Source organism: Aquirufa sp. 5-AUSEE-100C1 (assembly GCF_054558655.1).
The window spans coordinates 378458-399932 of the sequence record NZ_JBPXKO010000003.1; the positions used below are offsets into that span (position 1 = coordinate 378458).

Consider the following 21475-nt stretch of genomic DNA (forward strand, 5'->3'; position numbering starts at 1 on the left):
TTGCTTACAATTTCTTTAAACTAACCGCACAACCACCACCACGCTGCAATCGATAGGTGAGATTTGAGCTCTTTGAAACCAGTTTTTTCTCCACAACATAGGCCTCTGGATTTTTTTCATAATCGGCATCATCCGCATCGCGGTATAAAATGGCTTCGTAGGCCGTGCCTGCATCCAAGAAATCCAATGGAATGGAAATGTTTCGAGCGTTTTCATCCGTGATAGAGCCAATAAACCACGTATCCTTATTTTTTGCTTTTCGCGCAATGGTGACGTATTCACCCGGTTCAGCGGATATAACTTTCGTGTCATCCCAGTCGACCGCTACATCCTTGATAAACTGAAAGGCATCCATTTTCCCCTCATAATTTTCCGGCAAATCCGCCGCCATTTGCAAGGGACTGTAAATGGTCACATACAAGGCCAATTGCTTCGCCAAAGTCGAACGAACTTTTTGCGTCCGCGTCGAATCGAATTGATTCAATGACATATGGAATAATCCGGGTGTGTAATCCATCGGCCCACCCATCAATCGGGTGAAAGGAAGAATGGTTGTATGTTCGGGAACGATTCCAAGCGTCGGCGCATTGTTAAACTCTGAACCTCGTGCCGCTTCGGCTGCCATCCAGTTGGGATAGGTCCGGTGTAAGCCGGTTGGGTGTACCGACTCGTGTGAGTCGACCATCAGGTGATATTTCGCTGCTTTTTCGGCCACGCGATTGTAATGATTCACCATCCATTGGCTGTCGTGATGCTCGCCGCGTGGGATAATTTTGCCTACATAGCCGGTTTTAACGGTGTTAATCCCTTTGCCGACCATGTATTGATAGGCCTCATCCATGCGTCTTTCGTAATTGGTTACGGACCCCGACGTTTCATGGTGCATGATTAAGCGCAAACCTTTGGATTGTGCATAATTTGTCAATGAGTCAATCGCATAATCCGGATAGGGGCTCACAAAATCGAATACCTCTTCTTTCCAATTCCCAAACCAATCTTCCCAGCCTTGATTCCAGCCCTCGACCAAAACACCGTCAAAACCATGCTGCGCGGCAAAATCAATGTAGCGTTTCACATTCGCCGTATTCGCGCCATGTTTCCCGCCCGCCAAAGGCCAATTCGCCTTGCCAATGTGCATCTCCCACCACATCCCCATAAATTTCTGTGGTTTGATCCAGGTGGAATCCCCAAATTTGGCAGGCTCATTTAAATTTAAGATCAATTTTGATTCCAAAATCTTTTCCGCCTTTTCGCTCATGACCATTGTCCGCCATGGCGTTGAAAAGGGAGTTTGCAAATAGGCCTTATTGCCCACGGCATCTGGCACCAAGGCCGAGGTGAATGTTTGGCTTGTTGGATCCAAGCGTAGGTGCATCGCGGGATAATTGACTAATGCGGCTTCATGCAGATTTAGGTAAAACCCGTTGGCCGACTTCATCATTAAGGGCGTTTGTACCGCATTTTTTCCCATCAAGGCCGTAACCGCAATATCCTTTTCCTTCGCCGCGGCAGCCGTGGCATCGATTTCACTTAGTTTGGTCTTGTTGTAGGTATATTCATTGGTGTCGAAATCCCCTGGAATCCAGAAGGCAGTGTGATCGCCCGACATGTTAAATTGGCTCAGTTCTTGATCTACAATAAAATGCTGGAAATTGGCTTGCAGCGGAAAGTGATAACGGAACCCCACGCCATCATCAAATACCCGGAAGATCAAATCTATGAAAACGCCGTTGCTCGTGGTGTGCAAGATCAATTCATTGTATTGATTGGTAATCTCTTTGACCTCGCCCCAAATTGGTTTCCAGTTAGCTGAAACCGAAGATGAATCGATACTGTTGACCGAAAATTTCTTTAATTCCATTGCTGGTTTTTTCAGCACAAAACCTACGCTTGAATTTGAGATAATCTCTTTGCCTTTCATCAGAACTTGATAGGCTAAATAACCTTCCGGTGTTTTGATTGTATTTAATTGGATCGATTTATTCGGGGAACTTAAACTAGAAATTTGCTGGGCGGAACTAGTAAAGGGTAGGATTGCCAAGAATAGGCAAAACAATTGCTTCAACATACGTGTTTATTTTAGGGTATGTAAAATTAGCCAAATCTTTGTTCATGCCCAATTTTGATAATTTGTAAATTCTTGCGTAAATCGCAGAATCAAAACTAAACCGATGCTTGAAAATTTAATCAATTACTTTTCCGCCATTCCTAGCGCGCATCGCGCGTTCATTTTAGCCGGAGGCATTACGTTCTTTTGGATCATCGAGGGAGGAATTCCTTTGATTCGTTTTGGCTATAACAAATGGAGGCATGCGGGAATCAACCTGTTTTTTACGCTGACGACCATCATCATTAATTTCGCCTTTGCAACGGTCATTGTATGGGGCAGCGATTGGGCGATTGCGAATCAATTTGGGGTATTACCTTGGTTAGACTTGGGGGCATGGCCACAATTAATCGTGGGTTTATTATTGTTAGATCTCGTGGGAGCCTATTTCATTCATTGGATTGAACACAAAATCAAGGTGTTGTGGAAGTTTCACATGGTTCACCATGCAGATACGATGGTGGATACGACTACGGCAAATCGTCATCATCCCGGCGAGAGCGTATTTCGGGCGATTTTCACGCTCTTGGGTGTGCTTATATGTGGTGCCCCGATGTGGTTGGTGATGTTATACCAAAGCATCAGTGCCTTGCTTTCACAATTCAATCATGCGAATATCCGATTGCCCAAAGGACTTGATCAGGCTATTTCCTGGTTTATTGTATCTCCCAACATGCATAAAATCCACCACCATGTGGAGCGCCCGCAAACGGATTCCAATTATGGAAATATTTTCTCTATTTGGGATCGTTTATTCGGGACATTCAACGCAACGCCGATTGAACAAATTCGATATGGACTAGATGTTTTGCCAGATGAAACAGCGGGGAGTTTTGGGTTTCAGTTGGGGGTTCCATTTAACCGTAAAATAAAAACGGACGAATAGCCACATTTTCCTTAAAAAAAATATTTTGTCCTAAATTTTGAAAGTAGGACATGTATTATAACGTATTTGATTTGCCCGATAGCCCACTCGTGGCTAATTTTGACTACATTTCCAAGCTTTTCAGGTTTTCAACCAAGCAAAAGGATTTGAAAGGTATTGCTTTCTTTATTTTTAATCAATTAAATTTGAAAGCAAGAGTTATATTGTTTTAACTCCGTATTCTAAATTATCAACACAATGATTAAAAAATCTACCCAGATTTTTTTAGAGCCGTTCTTGTATGGCTTTAATTCTAATTTACACCCACTCAAATTTTTTCGCGCTAAGCTTCCATATGTTTCTGCCTTTTTTCTAGCAGTTACGTTGATGTTCACTTCCTTAGAGGGTCAGGCGCAATACAATTTGTCTGTCTCGTTTAACGATGGATTTGTTGGGGACAACACAGCAAACAACTCGTCTACCAATGCCGCTTTGTTAACGGCTAAAGGTTGGTCATTAGCACAGTTTACCCAAAACTCTACAGCCACGATCTTTACTGCCCAAGGAAATGATATCATCGGAAATGTGGTCTTGAAAGATTTTAGTGGTACGATTCATACCATTCCAGGATTCATCAAGTGGCGTTCTCCTAGTGGTAATAGCCCAAATACGTTGGTTTTCTCCCCAGATCCAAGCTACTCCCAAGCTTTGGCTGTTTCCGGCGGGGGAACCTATACAATCAACTCTACGAAGTACATTGGTTTAACATTTAACGGCTCTAGCGTTCCTTTGTCTGGAGGAGTTGTCAATGGTAATGCGGCAACGCAAGGTCTTTTGGACGCATTGAATGCCTATTTGGCTGCATCTCCAAAATTGACGATAAACGATCCTACGATTAGTGAGACAGCCGGTACTGTGACATTCACTGTCAGTTTGTCTGCAGCTTATGCTTCTGCAATTACGGTGGACTATACAACTGTGGATGTTTCAGCTACCAATACGGATTATACAACGACTTCGGGAACCTTGACTTTCCCGGCCAACTCAACAACGGCTCAGACCATTACGGTTCCAATTTTAGATGATGCCAATTTTGAAAGTACCGAGACCTTTAAGGTTGTACTTTCAAATTCAGTCAATGCGGCGATTTCCGATAATACGGGTATTGCTACAATTACCGATAATGACACGCCTATAAACCCTACAGTAGTTGCTGCAGGAGGCTTATCGGCTTTCACGACCTGTGCAGGTACCGTTTCAACTACTCAATCGTTCGATGTTTCAGGTAGTTTGTTAACCAATGACATGGTTATAACAGCACCCGCGGGATACGAAATTTCACTTGCATCGAATTCTGGATTCCAGAGTTCACTAACACTAACTCAAGTTTCCGGTACAGTTGCCTCAACGACGATTTACGTTCGATTGACGAGTTCGGCAACCAACGGAGCTTCAGGAAACATTACGGTTGCTTCTTCTGGAGCAACCACAGAAAACGTAGCGACCGGTACAGCTATTGTGAATGCCTTGCCTACCGTCACTGGTACGACGGGTGGTTCAAACATCGGCACTGGAACTGTTAACCTTTCCGGTACAGCATCTTCCGGCGCAACGCTTGATTGGTATGCGGCCTCTACGGGGGGATCTGCTTTAGCCTCAGGAACTTCATTTACCACTCCAAGTATTTCCACCACCACAACTTATTACGTTGAAGCTCGAAACACAACAACCGGTTGTATTTCATCTGCGCGTACGGCGGTAGTTGCAACGATTACTATTGCGGACACCGACGGCGACGGCGTAACGGATTCCCAGGAGCTTTTAGATGGCACGGATCCGAATGATGGCTGTAGCTACAATGTAGCCAACCAAGTATTTGCCAATACCTCGAATGCCTGGCGTGCAGCGGATTGCGATGGGGATGGTAATCCGAACGGTAGTGATAGTGCTCCCTTAACATTCTGTGTGGATGGATCAGGATCTGTTCCTGCCAATGGCACACCTGCCTATGATATTTTCCGCATGCAAGATTGTGATGGGGATGGTATTTTGAATGGAATCGAATGTACGACAGGTGTGAATTGCCCTGATTTTGATGGCGATGGCATTCCGAACTATTTGGATTGGGATTCTGATAACGATCAGATGGCTGATATTTCTGAGCGCGAGTTTGATTCCGACGGCGATGGTCGGGGTGATTACATCGACTATGATTCTGATAACGATGGTATTTTAGATATCCGTGAAACAGCGAATGATTTTGACAAAGATGGTATTGCCAACTACCTAGATTTGGATTCAGATGGTGATGGTATTTTAGATACGTTTGAAGGCACGGCAGATTACCGTCCGTTTGGCGACAGCAATGGCGATGGTCGTTGTGATGTAAACGGAGTTACTTCGGATACGAACTGGAATGGAATTCCAGACAACGTGGAAGCGGTCTTTGGCGGCAAGCCGTTGGAGGTACCTGATACAGACAAGGATGGTTCTCCTGATTTCTTGGATTTAGAATCAGATGGTGATGGAATCTTGGATAGCATTGAATTGCGTGGCGATATGGACGGCGACCAACACCCGAACTACCGCGATGGCGATAGTGATGGAGACGGCGTTTCAGATGCCTACGAGAAATTCGGTGACATGGATGCTGACGGTAAGCCTAACTTCTTGGATTTAGATTCGGATGGAGACGGATTATCTGATCAATACGAGGCCTTGAATTTATGCTTTGACTGCGGTCGGGTAGATAATAACGACGATGGATATGATGACCGCGCGCAACAAGATCCTAAATACCCGGGTGTAGATACGGACGGCGATGGTGCTTTAGACTTCTTGGATGTAGATTCCGACAACGATGGCATTCCAGACGCGGTCGAAGCAGGCAACGATCCGAAGAACCCGGTGGATACCGATAAGGATGGCACGCCAGACTTTAGAGACATCGATTCAGATAACGACGGTATTCCAGATACGATTGAAGCGGGTAAGGATCCAGCTGTTCCTGTAGACACGGATAAGGATGGTACACCGGATTACCGAGACTTGGACTCAGATAACGATGGCATCACGGATGCAATTGAAGCAGGAGCAGATCCGACGAAACCCTTGGATACAGATGGCGACGGGATTTATGATTTCCGCGAGACAGATTCGGATAACGATGGTATTTTAGATTCGATCGAAAAGGGCCCAACGGCTACACCTGTCGATACGGATAAAGACGGCTTACCGGATTACCGCGATATTGATTCGGATAATGATGGTATCTCAGATAATATTGAGAAGGGCCCAACAGGCACTCCGGTAGATACGGATGGTGATGGTACACCAGATTACCGTGACTTGGATTCAGATAACGATGGCATCTCGGATAACATAGAGAAAGGCCCATCTGCGACCCCTGTGGATACAGATGGCGATGGCACGGCGGACTTCCGTGACTTAGATAGTGATAACGATGGTATTTTAGATAACACGGAGAAGGGTCCATCAGCTACACCGATTGATACGGATGGAGATGGTACGGCCGACTTTAGGGATTTGGATTCCGATAACGATGGTATCTCAGACAACATTGAGAAGGGTCCGACAGCCAATCCGGTGGATACGGATGGCGATGGCTTGCCGGATTACCGCGACTTAGATTCAGATAGCGATACGATTTCGGATAACATCGAGAAGGGTCCATCGGCTACGCCAGTGGATACGGATAAAGATGGCAATGCTGACTTTAGAGATTTGGATTCGGATAATGACGGTATTACAGATAAGGTAGAGGCGGGACCAGATCCGAAGAATCCATTGGATACGGATAAGGATTTGACCTATGACTTTAGAGATACGGATTCGGATAACGATGGTATATTGGATAAGGACGAGGACAACATCAACTTGGCGGGATTAGCCGACTGCGATAACGATGGTATTCCAAACCGTTTAGATGCAGATAAGTGTCCAAGCTTTATTCCACAAGGTATCTCACCGAATGGCGATGGCAAGAATGATACGTTTATCATTCCAGGTATTTTGAATGCACAGCCGAACACGTTGACGATCTTTAACCGTTGGGGTAACATTGTCTACGAGAAAGACAATTACCAAAACGATTGGCATGGTCAAACGGATCGCGCCTTTGATTTACTAGCGAGTGATGGCTTGCTACCTGATGGAACCTATTATTATGTAATTGATTTCAAGGGGAATAAATCAAACGTGAAGTCCTTCATTTACGTGAACCGATTAGATAAGTAAAGTTCACAGCCAACAAAAACGAAAAGAAATAGCATGAAAGCATATATAGATTTTAATCAGAGAGTAGATCAATTTAAGTGGATCAAGGGTCTAATGACCCTTGTTTCCCTTGTTGTTTTGAACATGATCTCGAGTTCAAGTTACGGACAGGTAGAGTCGATGTACTCGTCTTACCGCTTGAATCCACAGATTTTAAGCCCGACGCACGTTGGTAGTGATTCGGTGAGTGATATTACAGTAATCAACCGCCAACAATGGGTGGGGATTGACGGTGCTCCGATGACCTATGCGATATCGGGGGATTTTAAGTTTAAGCAACAGAGTGGCATCGGATTCAATGCGATGTATGACCAAGCAGGTCCGGTGAAGGTAACAGCGATTAGCGGAGACTACGCTTACCACATTAAGTTGAACGAAGCTTGGCGTTTTTCAGGAGGTATCCGTGCTGGATTTTCGAATCTAAGCTTAGACTTTTCAGGTTTGGCCTTGGTACATGATGGCGATGCGTTGTTTGCGGGTAGCCGTTCGACGGGCTTAAGCTTTAACACGGGTTGGGGTTTGAAGATTAATAAGGGGGATGGCTTTTTTGTTAGCTTATCGCAGCCTCGTTTATTCAAGTATGATTTAGGCAGCGGTTCCTATAAGGACGTAGCGTATTTTTATACGATGGTCGGAACGAAATTAGCCGTGAGCGAAAATGTTGTCTTATACCCAAGTGCCTTGTTCCGTACAGCTAAGGACGTGCCATTGAGCTGGGATGCGAACGTATATGCGCAATTGAACAAGCGTTTTGATGTGGGATTGAACTACCGCCATCAAGATAGCTGGGGAGTTCGTTTGGGACTCCAAGCAACCAAGAAGATTTACGTAGGCTATGTCTACGAGATGCCAACCTCGGCCATGAGTAAGATGAGCGTCCAATCGCATGAGATTGCCCTGCGTTATTCATTAACGAAATAAGCGAAAGCCCCAGAGACCCTGGGGCTTTTTTTATAGAATAGCTTTTAGACGCGAAGTATCGCGTCTCTACAGTCTAACGACTAACGTCTAACGACCAATATAGCTACCGGACTCATTACCGAAATGTCTTGATGTTCATCTTGCATTTCGCCGGTCTCTGGATTGAATTTAAACTGTTGAATGCGATTTTCGTCCTTGCACGCGACATAGATTTTCGTTCCTGATTTATCAAATTGAAAATTACGAGGAACTTTACCTACCATGACTTCGCGTTGGAATTTAATCCGGCCATTGGCTTCGACTTTGTAAACGACCAGTGAATTTCTTGTGATGCGATTGGATGCGACTAGCCATTTGCCATTCGGGGAGAGGTGAATGTCAGCACTCGCTTTGGGGCCATCAGCTCCTGAGAGGTCCAAAATTTCGCGCTGGACAAATTCCCATTTAGTTCCTTGGTTTTCATATACATCTACGGTGCCGCTCACTTCACCCAGGATGTAAATCCACTGCTCGTTGGGGGAAAAAATAAAATGCCGAGGACCTGTCCCCGCAGGGAATTGGGTTAGGCTGTATTTCTCTTCAACCCGTCCGTCCGGCCTAAGTTTATAGTGGTAAATTTTATCCCCTCCTAAATCCGATATGTGCAGTTCATTTTCATCTTTGGTCAAAACCACCATGTGGGCATGCGAAGAGGCTTGTTGGGGGTATTTGCCGGAGCTAACATATTCGAGTTTTTGACTTAAAGGTTCTATTTTCCCTTGCGTGGTTTGAAAGATGGAAACACTCCCTCCCATGTAATTGGCCGTATATAAGGTTCGGCTCTTGGTGCGGAAATTGATGTGACAAGGGGCATCGCCCTCGGTTAGTTGATGGTTTATCTCCTCCCAATTTCCGGTCGGGCTTTTCTTAAAACTAAAAACGGCACCTTGATTTTTAACTTGCTCAGAAACGGAGAATAAATATTGCCCATCCGTCGATACAATTTGATAGGAGGCCTGCGGAACGGAAATCTCCGAGATTTTTTGGCCGTTACTTGTCTGAATTAGCTCAATCCCCGCATTACCTTGTGCGGTGTAGGACCCTACTAAAAGCGTATCGGTCGCTGGACGAAATAAGGTAATCAGGGAACAAATGAGCATGAACATAGTGCCTTAATTTAAGGGATACAATTGGCTTAAGCTTTGTATCCACGATTGGAATAATTGATTTTCGAGTTCACAAGCCACCGCGGCATGCGTTTCCCAATCCGGCGAGAATTCAGCAAGTTGTGCTTTCATCTCATTTAAGTGCCCTACTTCCTCGACAATAATTGATTTGACTTGAATCTTGGATTGCTGGGCCGTTAGGATCTCTTGGTATATGGGATATAGTTCGTCTGCACGTACTTCTATAGCATAAGTTACTAATAAATAGGATGCCCATTTCAAATCATAGCCAGATAATCCCAAGGTTTTTTTGATGTATTTACTAACCCAAACGTCTAGCATGTCCAAGTAGTATTTAGAGGTCTGCGGGCTGATTAGCCAAGCATCTTCGTAATTCTCAAAACCTGTGGGTGCTAGTTTCGAAATTTGCTTCTTCAGGTAATAGGCATGGCGATGTTCTTCGGCGGCATGCTTGAGGATCAATAAACTAACATCGGTTTTGGATTCAAAACGAGAGATCTTTTTAGCTCCGGTGTTCTCCATAAAGGAAAGTGTGTTTAGCCATTGGGCATGCACAAACGGATCTTTCGTAATTTGTTCGATGAGGGGTTTTAATTGCGTATTCATTTGGCGGATTTAATTCATAACAAAGATAAGTTCTCCGTGCTGAATTGAGAACAATAAATTACATTTACCTACTATTTTCGAATGACTATGCCAATTAGCTACCAAATTAATCCTGTGCTCTCCACAGCTGATTTTATTGATATCCTCCAACGGTCTACACTTGGGGAGCGAAGACCCGTGAATGACCTTAAGGCGATGGATACGATGTTCAAATATGGTAATGTATATGTAGCCGCCTATGATGGGAAAACCTTAGTTGGCCTCGCCCGCGTCATGACCGACTTTGTTTACACGAGTTATTTGTCCGATTTGGCAGTGGATGTAGCGTTCCAACATCAGGGTATCGGGAAAAGACTGATTCAGGAGGTTCAAAAGGCTACACCTCAGGCTAAAGTTATTTTATTAGCTGCCCCAGCAGCAGAAAAGTATTATCCGAAAATTGGAATGAAAAATCATCCGCACTGCTACTTGTTGGCTCCCGGTGATGAATTAGTGTAAAATCGCCAGGCGTCTACTGTAAAATTTGCCCGTATCTGTTTTGAAACTTACGAAGTAATTAGCGCTTGTCCATTTGCTCGTATCAATCGTTTTCATGTAAGCATTGGTAATGCGCTCCCGATACATGACCTTCCCGAGCATGTCGTAAATTTCAAGCAGGCCTACGCCTGGGTTTTCCCAAGAAATTTGCAGGTAATCGGAACTTGGATTGGGACTGCATTTAAAATCGAAATTTAATTTGTCTTCCACGACCACCGGGAATCCAGAAAAAGCAAACGCACGCATGCCCAATCCATTCTTGATGAATGGACCCGGGAAACCATATTCTTTATTTCCCGTTTGAAAATCACGGTGGTAGTCGGGTAAATAACTAATCATATTCCCCGTATAATTTTGATTGAACGTAATGATGATTTCATTTTTCACCGCCTCAATATTCGTAATATAGGGTTCAAAGGTATTCGCATTTAACTTATCCCAATAGAAGTATCGGGCTAGTTTTGCTTGTATCGTATTCCCTTTTGCGTCAACGACTAAGGTGTCTTTCGTGATGTGCAAATTTTGCCCCTCTTCAAATCGCAGATATACCTTATTACGTTCTTGTTCTGTTTTGAAATACGCTTTTTGAATATTAGGGCTATTTATTTCAACCGAATAGTTACGCTTATAAACATGGTTTGACATCAAACGAAACAACTCGAGCGCCGTCTGCCGATATCCTAAATTGGTATAGTGTAAGCGATCCGGCAAAAGCCCGGTTGTCCCTACGGTTGCAAAGGAGCGAACATAACTATTTCGACTAGCTAAGGCTCGTTGATCCTCACGTAATTGTGCCGCAAATCGATTGGGATATTCGTAGATGCTTACTTGCGGGTTAAACACAAACTGAGCACTTGGGAAATATTGTTTGTATTTCTGAAGCAAGGAATTAAACTTCTCTCCCCAGGTATAAGGTGATTTCGTATCTGAGGCTTCCGCTTCTCCCTGACGATACACAATGGCGCGAACTTTGGAAAGTGTTTTCGACTTCAATGCCTTGTAGTACATGATATTTCCACCATCCAAGGCTTTGGTATTTCCATCAAGTTGCAAATGCCAATCGATGCTACTACCACCCGCGGCGGAGTTGATAATGGCTACCGGAATTTTCTCCGAATCAATAATGAGTTTCGCCAATTCAGAGGCAAAAGGTCCGATACGGGCACGCCCAACGGCTAATGACCAAAGCGTGTCAGCCGGATTATATGGACCGTAATTTTCGGGTCCCTGAACGAGTCCAAAAGAACGACACCATTCCCCCTGATAAACCAAATCATCAATAGGCCCAATCCACGCATTCGATTGCCCGGAAACATAAAAGACATCCCCTGCGACCAAATTACTACGGCGAACAATAAGGCTAGAATCTGCATTTTTATGGCCATAAATTTCGATTCCGTATTCAGCTAATTCCGCTGGAATTTTCAATGTTTCGGCTACTTTGGCCGTACCATTGGAAAATTGAAGGAGGGTTTTTTTGGCCGATCTAAGGATTCCGTTTCGTAACAAGCGCACGGAATAGGATTGGAATTCATTTGAAGTGAGGAACCCCTCGATAATAATAGCTCCTTGATTATCATTTTCCCTTGGGAATAACTGATAATCCTGAGGCAGCTGACTAAAAGTAAAGGCATTGAATTTTTGTCCAAACGCGAATTGGGTACTTAGCAAACTAAGTAGGAAGGCAATTCTAAAAAAGCTCAAACTCGTTATTTTCAACGCCATATAAATTGAAGGTCCAATTTACAATATTTCAGGACTTAATTAAAGACGCTTCAACCAAATACTTGATTTTTTTCATCTTAGAAAACAGCAAATCCTTTTATTCCCTTAACTTTGATTTTGAATAAGCAAAGTAAAGCATGAATGTAGTCATCTTTACGGGAGGGAATGGGAATGCTAATTTGATTAAGCATTTAAAAGATATCCCCTTCGTAAATTTAAGTCTTCTGATTAACGGTTATGATGATGGTTTGTCTACGGGGATTATCCGTAGTGCGAATCAGGGCATGCTTGGGCCATCCGATTTTCGGAAGAACTTTACCTACATCATTGATGATTTTACGGAATCTAACCGAAACATCAAGCGCTTGTTTGAACATCGCATGTCGGAGTCCGAGACGAAGAACCTCCTTCAATCGCCGGCCAATTTAATCGCACTTTTGTTGGCCCAAGAGTTTACGTTGGACGCCCGTGCACAGACCTTCATTGAACGTTATTTTCTTTTAGGTGCGACACAGCTGCTTCAATTCACTCAGAATTTTGATGAATTAGTAGGATTTAGCATTGGAAATATTGTCATGGGTGGACTCTTTGTCGAGACTCAAGATTTTAATTTGGCGCTGTTGAATTTGACAAGGCAATTCCAACTAACAGCACAGTTGATCAATGTCTCAACCGAAGACGATTCGAAATTGGTGGCCTTCGATGCCGATGGCAATTTATTGATAAACGAAGCGGATATTGTCAATTACAAGGGAGATAAGCCACTTAAATCCTTCTATTTGCTCTCTTTGGCATCTTTGAACGGCTTAGATGCTTCGAAATCTTACACAGAAGCGGAAATCGAATCATTGGCTAAAATTCCACCGATATCCAAAGAGGCGCAACTGGCTTTACAAGAAGCGGATGTAATTATATTTGGTTCGGGAACGCAGTTTTCTTCTTTGCTGCCTTCTTATCGAATTTGCCAATCGGCGATTTTAGCTTCTTCGGCGAAGAAAGTAGCCATCGTGAATAATCAGTACGACAGCGACATTCAAAACATAGGTTTTGACCAGTTTATGGGTCAAATTTTAGCGGAAATAGGCGCTTCGGATTTAGACTTTTTTGATTCGATTTTAGTAGATCCCAATAGTTTAATTCAGCCGAAGGAAAGGTTATCATCCATCATTGTCCAACGAATTGCGGACAACAATAACAAGCATGATGGTCAAAAGCTTTGGAATTGGATTTGTCGGTCGATTGATATGAAAGATGGCGCCGTTCACATCGGCGTACATTTTTACGGCAATTCATTGCCTTTGGTTGAGCAACATTACCTACCCGAAATTGCCCGATTAAATTCGGATAATTCCCGGAAGATCAAATTTGTTGTGGGGGAAGATAGCCAACATGCGGCCTACCATTTACACATTGATGCCTCCGGTAAAATTGCCCTTTTCGAGATCGATTCGTGGATTAATATTGTTCAAATGAACCAATTGGACGCTGTTATTGGTTCACGCTTTGAGTCGCGCCGACAATTAATCCGCTCATTCAAACATAGCTTGGTTGAATCGAATCGTAATTTCTTTTCCGCGTTGATCACCTCCTATTTTGTCAGTTTCTTTTACTTTTTACGCTTTGGTCGAATCGTACCCGATCCCCTCAGTGGCGTGTATTTGGTGAAGGCAAACCGACAAATAAATTACAATCATATCTCCGGGTTCCTGAAGCAAATTAATCGCTTACCTGCAGCGGAGCTCGCTTCTTTTCCGATTGGCTACCGAACTTTTAAAGAGACCAATTTAGTGACCAAAGTAGGAACTGTTATTAAGAACCTCTTTCGACTCTATGTTTAGCCTATTGTTGGATTTTGATGGAACGCTCTTTGATACCGAGTCAGGACATGAGGCGGCATACCAACAAACATTCGCGCATTTCAATTTAGGCCCATTCCCTTCTTATGAAACACTGAAAGGGATTAAAACGAAAGAGGTTTTCGCGCGTTATCGTTCTATCTATGCGGATACGGATTCTTTGGCAAATTATAAATCAAGTACTTACCAAGAAGGTCTAGCGAATATAAAACCCTTAGTGGATTTAAGTCTATTAAATCAAGTGAAACAGTCGGGGATAGCTCTTTACATCGTGACTGGCGGAAGCCGAAAATCCATCGAAGGCATTCTGAAGATTCATGAAATTCAATCGTTCTTTCGTGGAATCGTTTGTGCGGAAGATTACCAGGCATCTAAGCCGGATCCCGAGCCCTTCTTGCATTGCATAAGGCAATACCAAATTCAAGGCAAAATGCATGGCGTTGAGGATTCCTTGCAGGGTATACAAAGTGTTCGCGCCGCGAACCTGCATGCCGTGGGTGTTCACAATCCTGGTATTGAAGCCTTTGCAGATGCCTATTATCCAAGCATAAACACCTACCTAACCGAACTACTTCCAACGCGATGAAAAATATATTAGCGATTCCTGCGGCCGGAAAAGGTAGCCGTTTAAAACTCGATATTCCCAAAATTTTTACGCCCATTTGGGAGGGAAAAACCGTATTTGATTTCATTACGGAATCACTAAGTCCCCAAATCGACCAAATCCTTTTATTGCTGAGTCCTTCAGGCAAAGAATATTTCGACGTAAACATTAGACCTACTGCCCCTCAGCGCATCGAGATCCTTGTGCAAGAATCTGCTACAGGAATGTTTGATGCCGTGAATCAGTTGGTTTCACATGTATTAGCCATGCCCGGTGAGGTTAATTTGATTTTGCAGTGGGGAGATCAACCTTTTTGTGATGCGCATTTACATGAATTGATGTTTCAAGACTTAGCGTCATACGATGCCTGCGTTCCCCTCGTTTGGGTGGAGAAGCCTTACGTACAATACCAATTTGGCTCCAATGCCGTTCATGTATTTGAACAGCGAGAAGGCGAATCCGTCGATCCCCATGGATTTAAAGACATGGGTATATTTGGACTGAAAAAGCGTCTTTTGGAGTCATCGTGGGATCGTTATGCGCAGCATGCTAGCGCAGGAAAAGTAACCGGAGAAAAGAACTTTGTGAAATATATTGGTACCTTGCACCCTGAATTTCGTGTGTTTTGGCGCCTAGATCAACCCTATTTTAAATCAATCGGCATAAATACCCCCGAGGAATTAGCCGAAGCGACATTATTTGTAAAACAACACCAAGCAGCAGGTCTTTAACATATTATTTCATGCATTATTTAGTTACTGGCGGAGCCGGATTTATCGGTACACATTTATCAAATACACTTGTGAAGGCAGGTCACCAAGTCCGCGTTTTGGACGATTTGTCTTTTGGAGATGCATCTAAATTAAATTCAAAAATCGAATTCATTCAGGGGAATATTCAGAATTTGGCCGACTGTGAAAAAGCGGTGAAGGGGGTAGATGGGATTTTTCACATGGCGGCATTTTCCCGCAGTGGTCCTTCGTTTGATATGCCATTTGAATGCCATGAGAGCAACGCCTTGGGAACCTTAAATGTATTGGCGGCCGCTCGGAAGCAGGGTGTTAAACGTCTTGTTTATTCGGGATCGTCAACTTTCTATGGCAATCACCCGGGTGTTCAAAATGAAAAAGACGCAGGAGATTTCCTGAATTATTACGGTCTTACGAAGCATGTTGGGGAATTATATGTCCAACAATATGTGCGAAATTTTGGCCTAGAGGCAAATATATTGCGCTATTTCAATGTCTATGGACCAGGCCAACCGAGTACAGGAGCCTATGCGTTAGTCGTTGGTATCTTTTTAAATAAATACCGGAACAAAGAAACCTTGGAAATTCATGGTTCTGGGGAACAAAGGCGGGATTTTATCCATGTGTCGGATATCGTTCAAGCCAATATCAAAGCCATGGAAACCCAGCATGTTGGGGAAATTTTTAATGTCGGTTCCGGCATCAATTATTCTGTCAATGAACTTGCGGCCTTCTTCCCTTTGGAAAAAATTCATACGGAATCCCGCGCGGGGGATGCCAATACGACGTTGGCAGATGTGGAAAAGATTACCCGTATGTTGGGATGGAAACCACAAATTACGTTAGAGGAAGGTATTAAATCGATGATTCAAGCGATAGACGATGAGCTCAATTAGTATTGTAACGGCTGCCTTTAATGAGTGCCCGGGGATTATTTCGCTAATCCAGGGTTGGATTACTTATGGCGAGAAACACCCACAAATCGAGGCCTTAGAGGTAATTGTTTGTGATGATTTTAGTGCAGTGGAACAATATGAGCAGCTTTGTCAAGCATTTGAGGGGAACCCTCAGGTGAAGATTCTGCGTAATGCACAAAACGAAGGCCCCGGTTTTTCATTTGCCAAAGCCATCGCGGAGGCATCCAATACCTGGACGCTTATTACTGACTCCGACGGGCAATTCCCCATTGAAAATTTAGATTCGATTATCCCTGAATTATGGAGTTCGCCTCATGAAGTTGCTTTTACTTATCGTACCCGGAAATTTGATAATGCCTTAAATCGCTTTGGTCAAAAAGCGTCGAATTGGCTTTGTAATTCGATTTTTGGCTCCCATTTAAAGGATTTTTCTTGCGCGTTTAAATTGGTAAATACGAGCTTGCTTCAAAGTATGCGTTTGGATGCTCGCTACATGAATTACTCCCTAGATCATTCCGGGAAATTACTTAGCGCAGGTGTTTCATACATGGAGTTTCAAGTGACTTGTACGCCGGCGCCTGCCCGCAAGAGGCCATTAAAGGCAGAATATCTCCGTGCAAGGAATCGATTTTTTTATATCGCGTTTCTTTTTTTCTCTGTCTATCTGCGTAAAAAACGCGTGATTTTTTCATGAGCCCATTGAAAAACCTATTTCCTCGATTTGTTTTCCTGGCAAGTTTCAGCGCTTGGGCCTTCATCGTGGGCCTGATGGTGATCATTGCCCATTACAATGTTCCCAATATTGTGGATGATTTTTGTTTTGCTTGGGTATCAAAGCAATATGGAATCTTTTCGGGAGCCTATTATTATTACATGGGCTGGAGTGGTCGCTATTTTGGGAATTTGCTCATGCATTCCACGCCACTTTATTTTAGTAGCAATTTCGCTTTTCTCCAGCTGAATACGTATTTCCTTTTACTTTTTGGATTTGGGACAAGTATCTATACCATCAAGCGAATTAGTCAATGGAGCTTTGGCGATTATCGTCTTTGGACCGGGGTGTTTTTATTTCAAGCTGCGGCGCTTTATTCCATTTCTGGATTGTATCAATGGTTTTATTGGTTCTCGGGAATCTATTATTACGTTTCCTTTCAATTCGTTTTGATTTTGCTTGTCACCTATTTTATACTACCTGCAACTAACAAGCGGACGATTCTATTATCCTTTTTTGTGTTTTGTTTGATGGGATGTAGCGAGGTCAGCATGCTCATGTTTTCAGGCGTCTTCTGGGGTTATCAATTGTGGCTTTGGCGATTTAAAGGTCCCATCAAAAAAGACCTATATTATTTGTTTGCCGTATGGCTGATTGGTTTTTTAATCGTTATGCTCTCTCCAGGCAACCAAGTGCGCGCGGTGACCAATGTAAGTTTGCCGGAGGGCATACACATTTTGCTGGCCAATTTTAAAGACTTATTGATTCAATTCTTTTCAGCTCCTTTCCTTTGGGCATTCATCGCTTGGGTATGGTGGGGATTTTCGCCTGAATCAATTAAGCCCATGAGCCTTTTTAACCTTACCATCATTTCCATTCTGTTCTTTGGATCGATGGTTGTTAGTTTTATTCCCCTATCCTTTGCCTTAGGTGAAGTCCATATCCCAGCACGAATCCTTAGCCTCTTTTTGTTGTTTTTGATGCTCTATGTTTCATTTATGCTGATTCATTTGAAACATTATGTGAGTCAAGGCCAGGGAGTTTGGGCAGGCTTATTGATTTTGATTTTTTTGGGAGCAGGCGTTTGGAAAAGCAGTAATGCCCGATTACTTGTTGAGGAACTAAGCTCGGGCAGGGCGGCGGCGTATTTTTCTGCAAATGAGGCGCGATTTGAAAAAATCCAACGCTCCACGAAGGATAGCGTATCTGTGGACCCTTTGCCCATTAAATCGAAATTATTCTTTAGCGAGGAACTTTCTAAAGATCCCAAACACCTCTGGTGTAAATGCGTCGCTAATTATTACGGGAAAAAAGCGGTCAACTTAAAGTAAGGATTGGCCAATACATTTTTTTTGGTAACTTGTTGGTTCATCAATAATGCATACCTATGAAAATATTCTCCTGTAGGAGTCTCGGGGTCATTCTGTTTTTCCTCGCATTTGGACTCCAAGCTCAAGTAACCTTTCCGATCAACGACGTTGCGAATCCACGTTCTGGCTATTATGCCTTCGTGCATGCAAACATCGTCAAAGACGCGAAGACGACGATTCCCAATGCGACGCTTTTAATCAAGCAAGGACGCATCGAAGCAATCGGTGCCTCCGTAGTTATTCCCAAAGAAGCCATCGTCATCGAATGTCAAGGGAAATTTATCTATCCAAGTTTCGTCGATGCATTTAGTGATTACGGTATGGAAGCGGTTTCGCCAAGCAACTACAGCTACCGGGCGCCGTCTCAAATGCTCAGCAATACCAAAGGGCCTTTCTCGTGGAACCAAGCCCTTAAATCTGAAGTGGAGCACGCCAAGCACTTCGTTGTCAACGAATCCAAGGCGAAAGAACTTCGTAAAATAGGCTTCGGAGCGGTATCTACCCTTCAGCCTGACGGAATTTCCCGCGGTACGAGTGCGCTCGTATCCTTAGCCAAAGACCGTGAAAACATGGTTATCCTCAAAGAGAAAACGGCCGCACATTATTCGTTCGAGAAAGGTTCCTCCACACAGGATTATCCAGGCTCCTTAATGGGTAGCGTAGCCTTGCTTCGTCAAAATTTCCTCGACGCGCAATGGTACAAAGGCAAACCCGCGCAAGAAGGTTTAAACCTAAGCATTGATCGTTTTATTCAAAATGCGAATTTGCCACAGATTTTTGCGGTAACAGAGAAATGGAATGTGCTTCGCGCCGATAAAATTGGCGATGAGTTTGGGGTACAATATATTATCAAAGGAAGCGGTGATGAATACCAGCGCATCGATGAAATGAAAGCAACCAAAGCGTCTTTCATTTTGCCATTGGCTTTCCCGCAGACGATTGATGTGGAGGATCCGACCGACATGCGTTTTGTGAATGTGGCGGAATTGAAGCATTGGGAATTAGCTCCTACAAACCCGGCCGCTTTCGAAAAGGCAAATATTCCTTTCGCTTTAACAGCTTATGGGTTAAAGGACATGAGTTCCTTCATGCCAAATCTGCGTAAGGCGATTCAATATGGATTGAGCTATCAAAAGGCCTTAGAAGCCTTGACCACAACTCCAGCCCAATTACTTGGCGTTTCCGATTTAGTTGGAACCCTCGATGCTGGTAAAGTAGCCAATTTCTTCATCGCAACAGGTCCGGTTTTTGCAGAAAACACGGCTATTGTTGAGAACTGGGTTCAAGGTCGTGCACATACCGTGCAGTCTAACCTGTGGACGAATTTAGCCGGAACTTATCAAGTGAGCTTAGGATCCAACAACGCCAAATTAGTCGTTCAAGGTGAGCCAGGTTCTTACAAAGCGCAGTTAATCGCAAGTGATACGACGCAAGTGGACCTTTCTCAAAAGGATCAATTAGTAAACTTAGGTTATACAAGCAAGGCAGATAAATCGCAACGCATTCGTTTGACGGGTTCGTTTGATGGTGCGAATATTTCAGGTACGGGCCAACTGGCTTCTGGGGATTGGATTTCTTGGAAAGCCGTTCGTTCCGCAGTAGCGGGTTCGGATTCGACAAAATCAAGGTCAAATAAGCCGGAAGCAATCGGTGACGTTGTTTTCCCTTTCAATGGATTTGGACAAAAAACAATCGCGAAGCAAGAGAATCTATTGATTCAACATGCGACGGTTTGGACCAACGAGAAACAAGGTATTCTTAAGGATGCTGACGTCTTGGTGAAAGCAGGAAAGATTGTTCAAGTGGGTAAAGGCTTGAAAGATCCGACAGCTCGCATTGTGGACGGAACAGGCAAACACGTGACAGCAGGTATTATCGATGAGCACTCGCACGTAGGAGCTACGGGGGGTATCAACGAATGTACGCAATCTGTGACGGCTGAAGTTCGTGTCGCGGATGTTATTGATCCGGATGATGTAGATATTTACCGTCAATTGAGTGGTGGGGTTACAGCTAGCCACATTTTACACGGTAGTTGTAATGTCATTGGTGGTCAAACCCAATTATTGAAATTCCGTTGGGGACAAAATGCGGAGGCATTGAAGTTTGCGAACTGGGATCCATTTATCAAGTTTGCTTTGGGAGAAAACGTAAAACGTTCATGGAATACTTCAAATCCACGTTTCCCAGACACGCGTATGGGTGTGGAGCAAGTTCTCATGGATGCCTTTACCCGTGCTCGTGATTACGAGAAACAAGGAACAGGCAAGCGGATCGATTTAGAATTAGAGACTTTGTTGGAGATTCTAAACAAGAAGCGCTTCATCACTTGTCACTCTTACGTTCAAAGTGAAATCAATACCATTTTGAAAGTGGCAGATAAATTTGGATTCACGGTTAATACTTTGACCCACATTTTGGAAGGCTATAAGGTTGCTGATAAAATGAAGGCACATGGAGCGAATGCTTCTACTTTCGCCGATTGGTGGAATTACAAGATGGAGGTTCTAGACGCTATTCCACAAAACGCTGCTATTATGCAAGCGGTGGGAGTGAATGTGGCGATCAACTCTGATGATGCGGAAATGGCACGTCGTCTAAACCAAGAAGCGGCTAAATCTGTAAAATATGCGGGCATGTCGGAAGAAGATGCCTTGAAAATGGTGACCTTGAACCCGGCTAAAATGTTACACGTCGCTGATCGCGTAGGTAGCATTGCACCTAGGAAGGATGCCGATTTAGTTATTTGGTCAGATCATCCGTTGAGCATTTATGCGAAGTCGGAGAAGACGATTGTAGATGGTACCGTGGTATTTGACCGCGAGCAAGATGCCAAATTGCAAGAGGCTTTAAAGAACGAGAAGCAGCGCTTGATTCAAAAGATGATTGCTTCGAAAAAAGGCGGCGCTTCTACGCGCCCTTCTACGCCATCGGTGAAGAAGCAAAACATGTGTGAAGAAGACCACAACCATGATAAGAGCCTTTGGGAGCGTATCGCAAGCCGTTTTATTGATGAAGAGCATGACCATATTAATGATTAAGAA

General features: G+C 43.8%; 15 protein-coding genes. 11 read left to right on the forward strand and 4 right to left on the reverse strand.

Going from position 1 to position 21475, the window contains the following annotated elements:
• Positions 1–4 precede the first annotated feature (4 nt).
• Positions 5–2068, reverse strand: a complete 2064-nt coding sequence (locus ACMH5P_RS08715) for a glycoside hydrolase family 97 protein (RefSeq protein ID WP_459493975.1) — start codon at positions 2066–2068, stop codon at positions 5–7.
• Positions 2069–2171: 103 nt separating this feature from the next.
• Here ACMH5P_RS08715 and ACMH5P_RS08720 point away from each other — a divergent pair, with 103 nt between their 5' ends.
• From ACMH5P_RS08720 to ACMH5P_RS08730, 3 genes are all read left to right on the forward strand, one after another.
• Positions 2172–2993, forward strand: coding sequence for a sterol desaturase family protein (locus ACMH5P_RS08720; RefSeq protein ID WP_459493977.1), 822 nt, complete (start codon positions 2172–2174; stop codon positions 2991–2993).
• Between the two features lie 366 nt (positions 2994–3359).
• A complete protein-coding gene (locus tag ACMH5P_RS08725) occupies positions 3360–7229 on the forward strand; it encodes a T9SS type B sorting domain-containing protein (RefSeq protein WP_459493979.1) in 3870 nt (1289 codons plus the stop codon).
• A 33-nt stretch (positions 7230–7262) separates the two neighbouring features.
• The gene (locus tag ACMH5P_RS08730; protein ID WP_459493980.1) at positions 7263–8189 is read left to right on the forward strand and encodes a PorP/SprF family type IX secretion system membrane protein; all 927 of its coding nucleotides are present in this window, start codon (positions 7263–7265) and stop codon (positions 8187–8189) included.
• Between the two features lie 80 nt (positions 8190–8269).
• Here ACMH5P_RS08730 and ACMH5P_RS08735 read toward each other — a convergent pair whose 3' ends face one another.
• Both ACMH5P_RS08735 and ACMH5P_RS08740 read right to left on the reverse strand, forming a co-directional pair.
• The gene (locus tag ACMH5P_RS08735) at positions 8270–9334 is read right to left on the reverse strand and encodes a lactonase family protein (RefSeq protein WP_459493981.1); all 1065 of its coding nucleotides are present in this window, start codon (positions 9332–9334) and stop codon (positions 8270–8272) included.
• Positions 9335–9340: 6 nt separating this feature from the next.
• Positions 9341–9961 carry a hypothetical protein gene (locus ACMH5P_RS08740; RefSeq protein WP_459493983.1) on the reverse strand — a complete coding sequence of 207 codons (621 nt, stop codon included), beginning with the start codon at positions 9959–9961 and terminating at the stop codon, positions 9341–9343.
• Positions 9962–10048: 87 nt separating this feature from the next.
• On the opposite strand from ACMH5P_RS08740, the gene ACMH5P_RS08745 reads away from it, so the two are divergent.
• Positions 10049–10459, forward strand: a complete 411-nt coding sequence (locus ACMH5P_RS08745; RefSeq protein WP_459493984.1) for a GNAT family N-acetyltransferase — start codon at positions 10049–10051, stop codon at positions 10457–10459.
• Here ACMH5P_RS08745 and ACMH5P_RS08750 read toward each other — a convergent pair.
• Positions 10451–12202, reverse strand: coding sequence for a T9SS type A sorting domain-containing protein (locus ACMH5P_RS08750; RefSeq protein WP_459493986.1), 1752 nt, complete (start codon positions 12200–12202; stop codon positions 10451–10453). The genes ACMH5P_RS08745 and ACMH5P_RS08750 overlap by 9 nt on opposite strands.
• 158 nt (positions 12203–12360) lie before the next feature.
• On the opposite strand from ACMH5P_RS08750, the gene ACMH5P_RS08755 reads away from it, so the two are divergent.
• The 7 genes from ACMH5P_RS08755 to ACMH5P_RS08785 are packed head-to-tail and all read left to right on the forward strand — an operon-like array spanning position 12361 to position 21472.
• Positions 12361–14061, forward strand: a complete 1701-nt coding sequence (locus ACMH5P_RS08755) for a 2-phospho-L-lactate transferase CofD family protein (protein ID WP_459493988.1) — start codon at positions 12361–12363, stop codon at positions 14059–14061.
• Positions 14054–14665: an HAD family hydrolase gene (locus tag ACMH5P_RS08760; RefSeq protein ID WP_459493989.1), complete on the forward strand. Its 612-nt coding sequence runs from the start codon at positions 14054–14056 to the stop codon at positions 14663–14665. Before ACMH5P_RS08755 ends, ACMH5P_RS08760 begins: the two co-directional genes overlap by 8 nt.
• Positions 14662–15414, forward strand: coding sequence for an NTP transferase domain-containing protein (locus ACMH5P_RS08765; RefSeq protein ID WP_459493990.1), 753 nt, complete (start codon positions 14662–14664; stop codon positions 15412–15414). Before ACMH5P_RS08760 ends, ACMH5P_RS08765 begins: the two co-directional genes overlap by 4 nt.
• An 11-nt stretch (positions 15415–15425) precedes the next feature.
• Complete coding sequence (locus tag ACMH5P_RS08770) at positions 15426–16328, forward strand: NAD-dependent epimerase/dehydratase family protein (protein ID WP_459493991.1); 903 nt, start codon at positions 15426–15428, stop codon at positions 16326–16328.
• Positions 16315–17043, forward strand: coding sequence for a glycosyltransferase family 2 protein (locus ACMH5P_RS08775; protein ID WP_459493992.1), 729 nt, complete (start codon positions 16315–16317; stop codon positions 17041–17043). Before ACMH5P_RS08770 ends, ACMH5P_RS08775 begins: the two co-directional genes overlap by 14 nt.
• The gene (locus ACMH5P_RS08780) at positions 17040–18392 is read left to right on the forward strand and encodes a DUF6056 family protein (RefSeq protein ID WP_459493993.1); all 1353 of its coding nucleotides are present in this window, start codon (positions 17040–17042) and stop codon (positions 18390–18392) included. Before ACMH5P_RS08775 ends, ACMH5P_RS08780 begins: the two co-directional genes overlap by 4 nt.
• Before the next feature lie 56 nt (positions 18393–18448).
• Positions 18449–21472, forward strand: a complete 3024-nt coding sequence (locus ACMH5P_RS08785; RefSeq protein ID WP_459493994.1) for an amidohydrolase family protein — start codon at positions 18449–18451, stop codon at positions 21470–21472.
• Positions 21473–21475: the final 3 nt, after the last annotated feature.

What these genes read in the sequence shown, in the direction of transcription:
- ACMH5P_RS08715 (WP_459493975.1), bottom strand. Translation starts at nt 2,068, where the DNA reads ATGTTGAAGCAATTGTTTTGCCTATTCTTGGCAATCCTACCCTTTACT.
- ACMH5P_RS08720 (WP_459493977.1), top strand. Translation starts at nt 2,172, where the DNA reads ATGCTTGAAAATTTAATCAATTACTTTTCCGCCATTCCTAGCGCGCAT.
- ACMH5P_RS08725 (WP_459493979.1), top strand. Translation starts at nt 3,360, where the DNA reads ATGTTCACTTCCTTAGAGGGTCAGGCGCAATACAATTTGTCTGTCTCG.
- ACMH5P_RS08730 (WP_459493980.1), top strand. Translation starts at nt 7,263, where the DNA reads ATGAAAGCATATATAGATTTTAATCAGAGAGTAGATCAATTTAAGTGG.
- ACMH5P_RS08735 (WP_459493981.1), bottom strand. Translation starts at nt 9,334, where the DNA reads ATGTTCATGCTCATTTGTTCCCTGATTACCTTATTTCGTCCAGCGACC.
- ACMH5P_RS08740 (WP_459493983.1), bottom strand. Translation starts at nt 9,961, where the DNA reads ATGAATACGCAATTAAAACCCCTCATCGAACAAATTACGAAAGATCCG.
- ACMH5P_RS08745 (WP_459493984.1), top strand. Translation starts at nt 10,049, where the DNA reads ATGCCAATTAGCTACCAAATTAATCCTGTGCTCTCCACAGCTGATTTT.
- ACMH5P_RS08755 (WP_459493988.1), top strand. Translation starts at nt 12,361, where the DNA reads ATGAATGTAGTCATCTTTACGGGAGGGAATGGGAATGCTAATTTGATT.
- ACMH5P_RS08760 (WP_459493989.1), top strand. Translation starts at nt 14,054, where the DNA reads ATGTTTAGCCTATTGTTGGATTTTGATGGAACGCTCTTTGATACCGAG.
- ACMH5P_RS08765 (WP_459493990.1), top strand. Translation starts at nt 14,662, where the DNA reads ATGAAAAATATATTAGCGATTCCTGCGGCCGGAAAAGGTAGCCGTTTA.
- ACMH5P_RS08770 (WP_459493991.1), top strand. Translation starts at nt 15,426, where the DNA reads ATGCATTATTTAGTTACTGGCGGAGCCGGATTTATCGGTACACATTTA.
- ACMH5P_RS08775 (WP_459493992.1), top strand. Translation starts at nt 16,315, where the DNA reads ATGAGCTCAATTAGTATTGTAACGGCTGCCTTTAATGAGTGCCCGGGG.
- ACMH5P_RS08780 (WP_459493993.1), top strand. Translation starts at nt 17,040, where the DNA reads ATGAGCCCATTGAAAAACCTATTTCCTCGATTTGTTTTCCTGGCAAGT.
- ACMH5P_RS08785 (WP_459493994.1), top strand. Translation starts at nt 18,449, where the DNA reads ATGAAAATATTCTCCTGTAGGAGTCTCGGGGTCATTCTGTTTTTCCTC.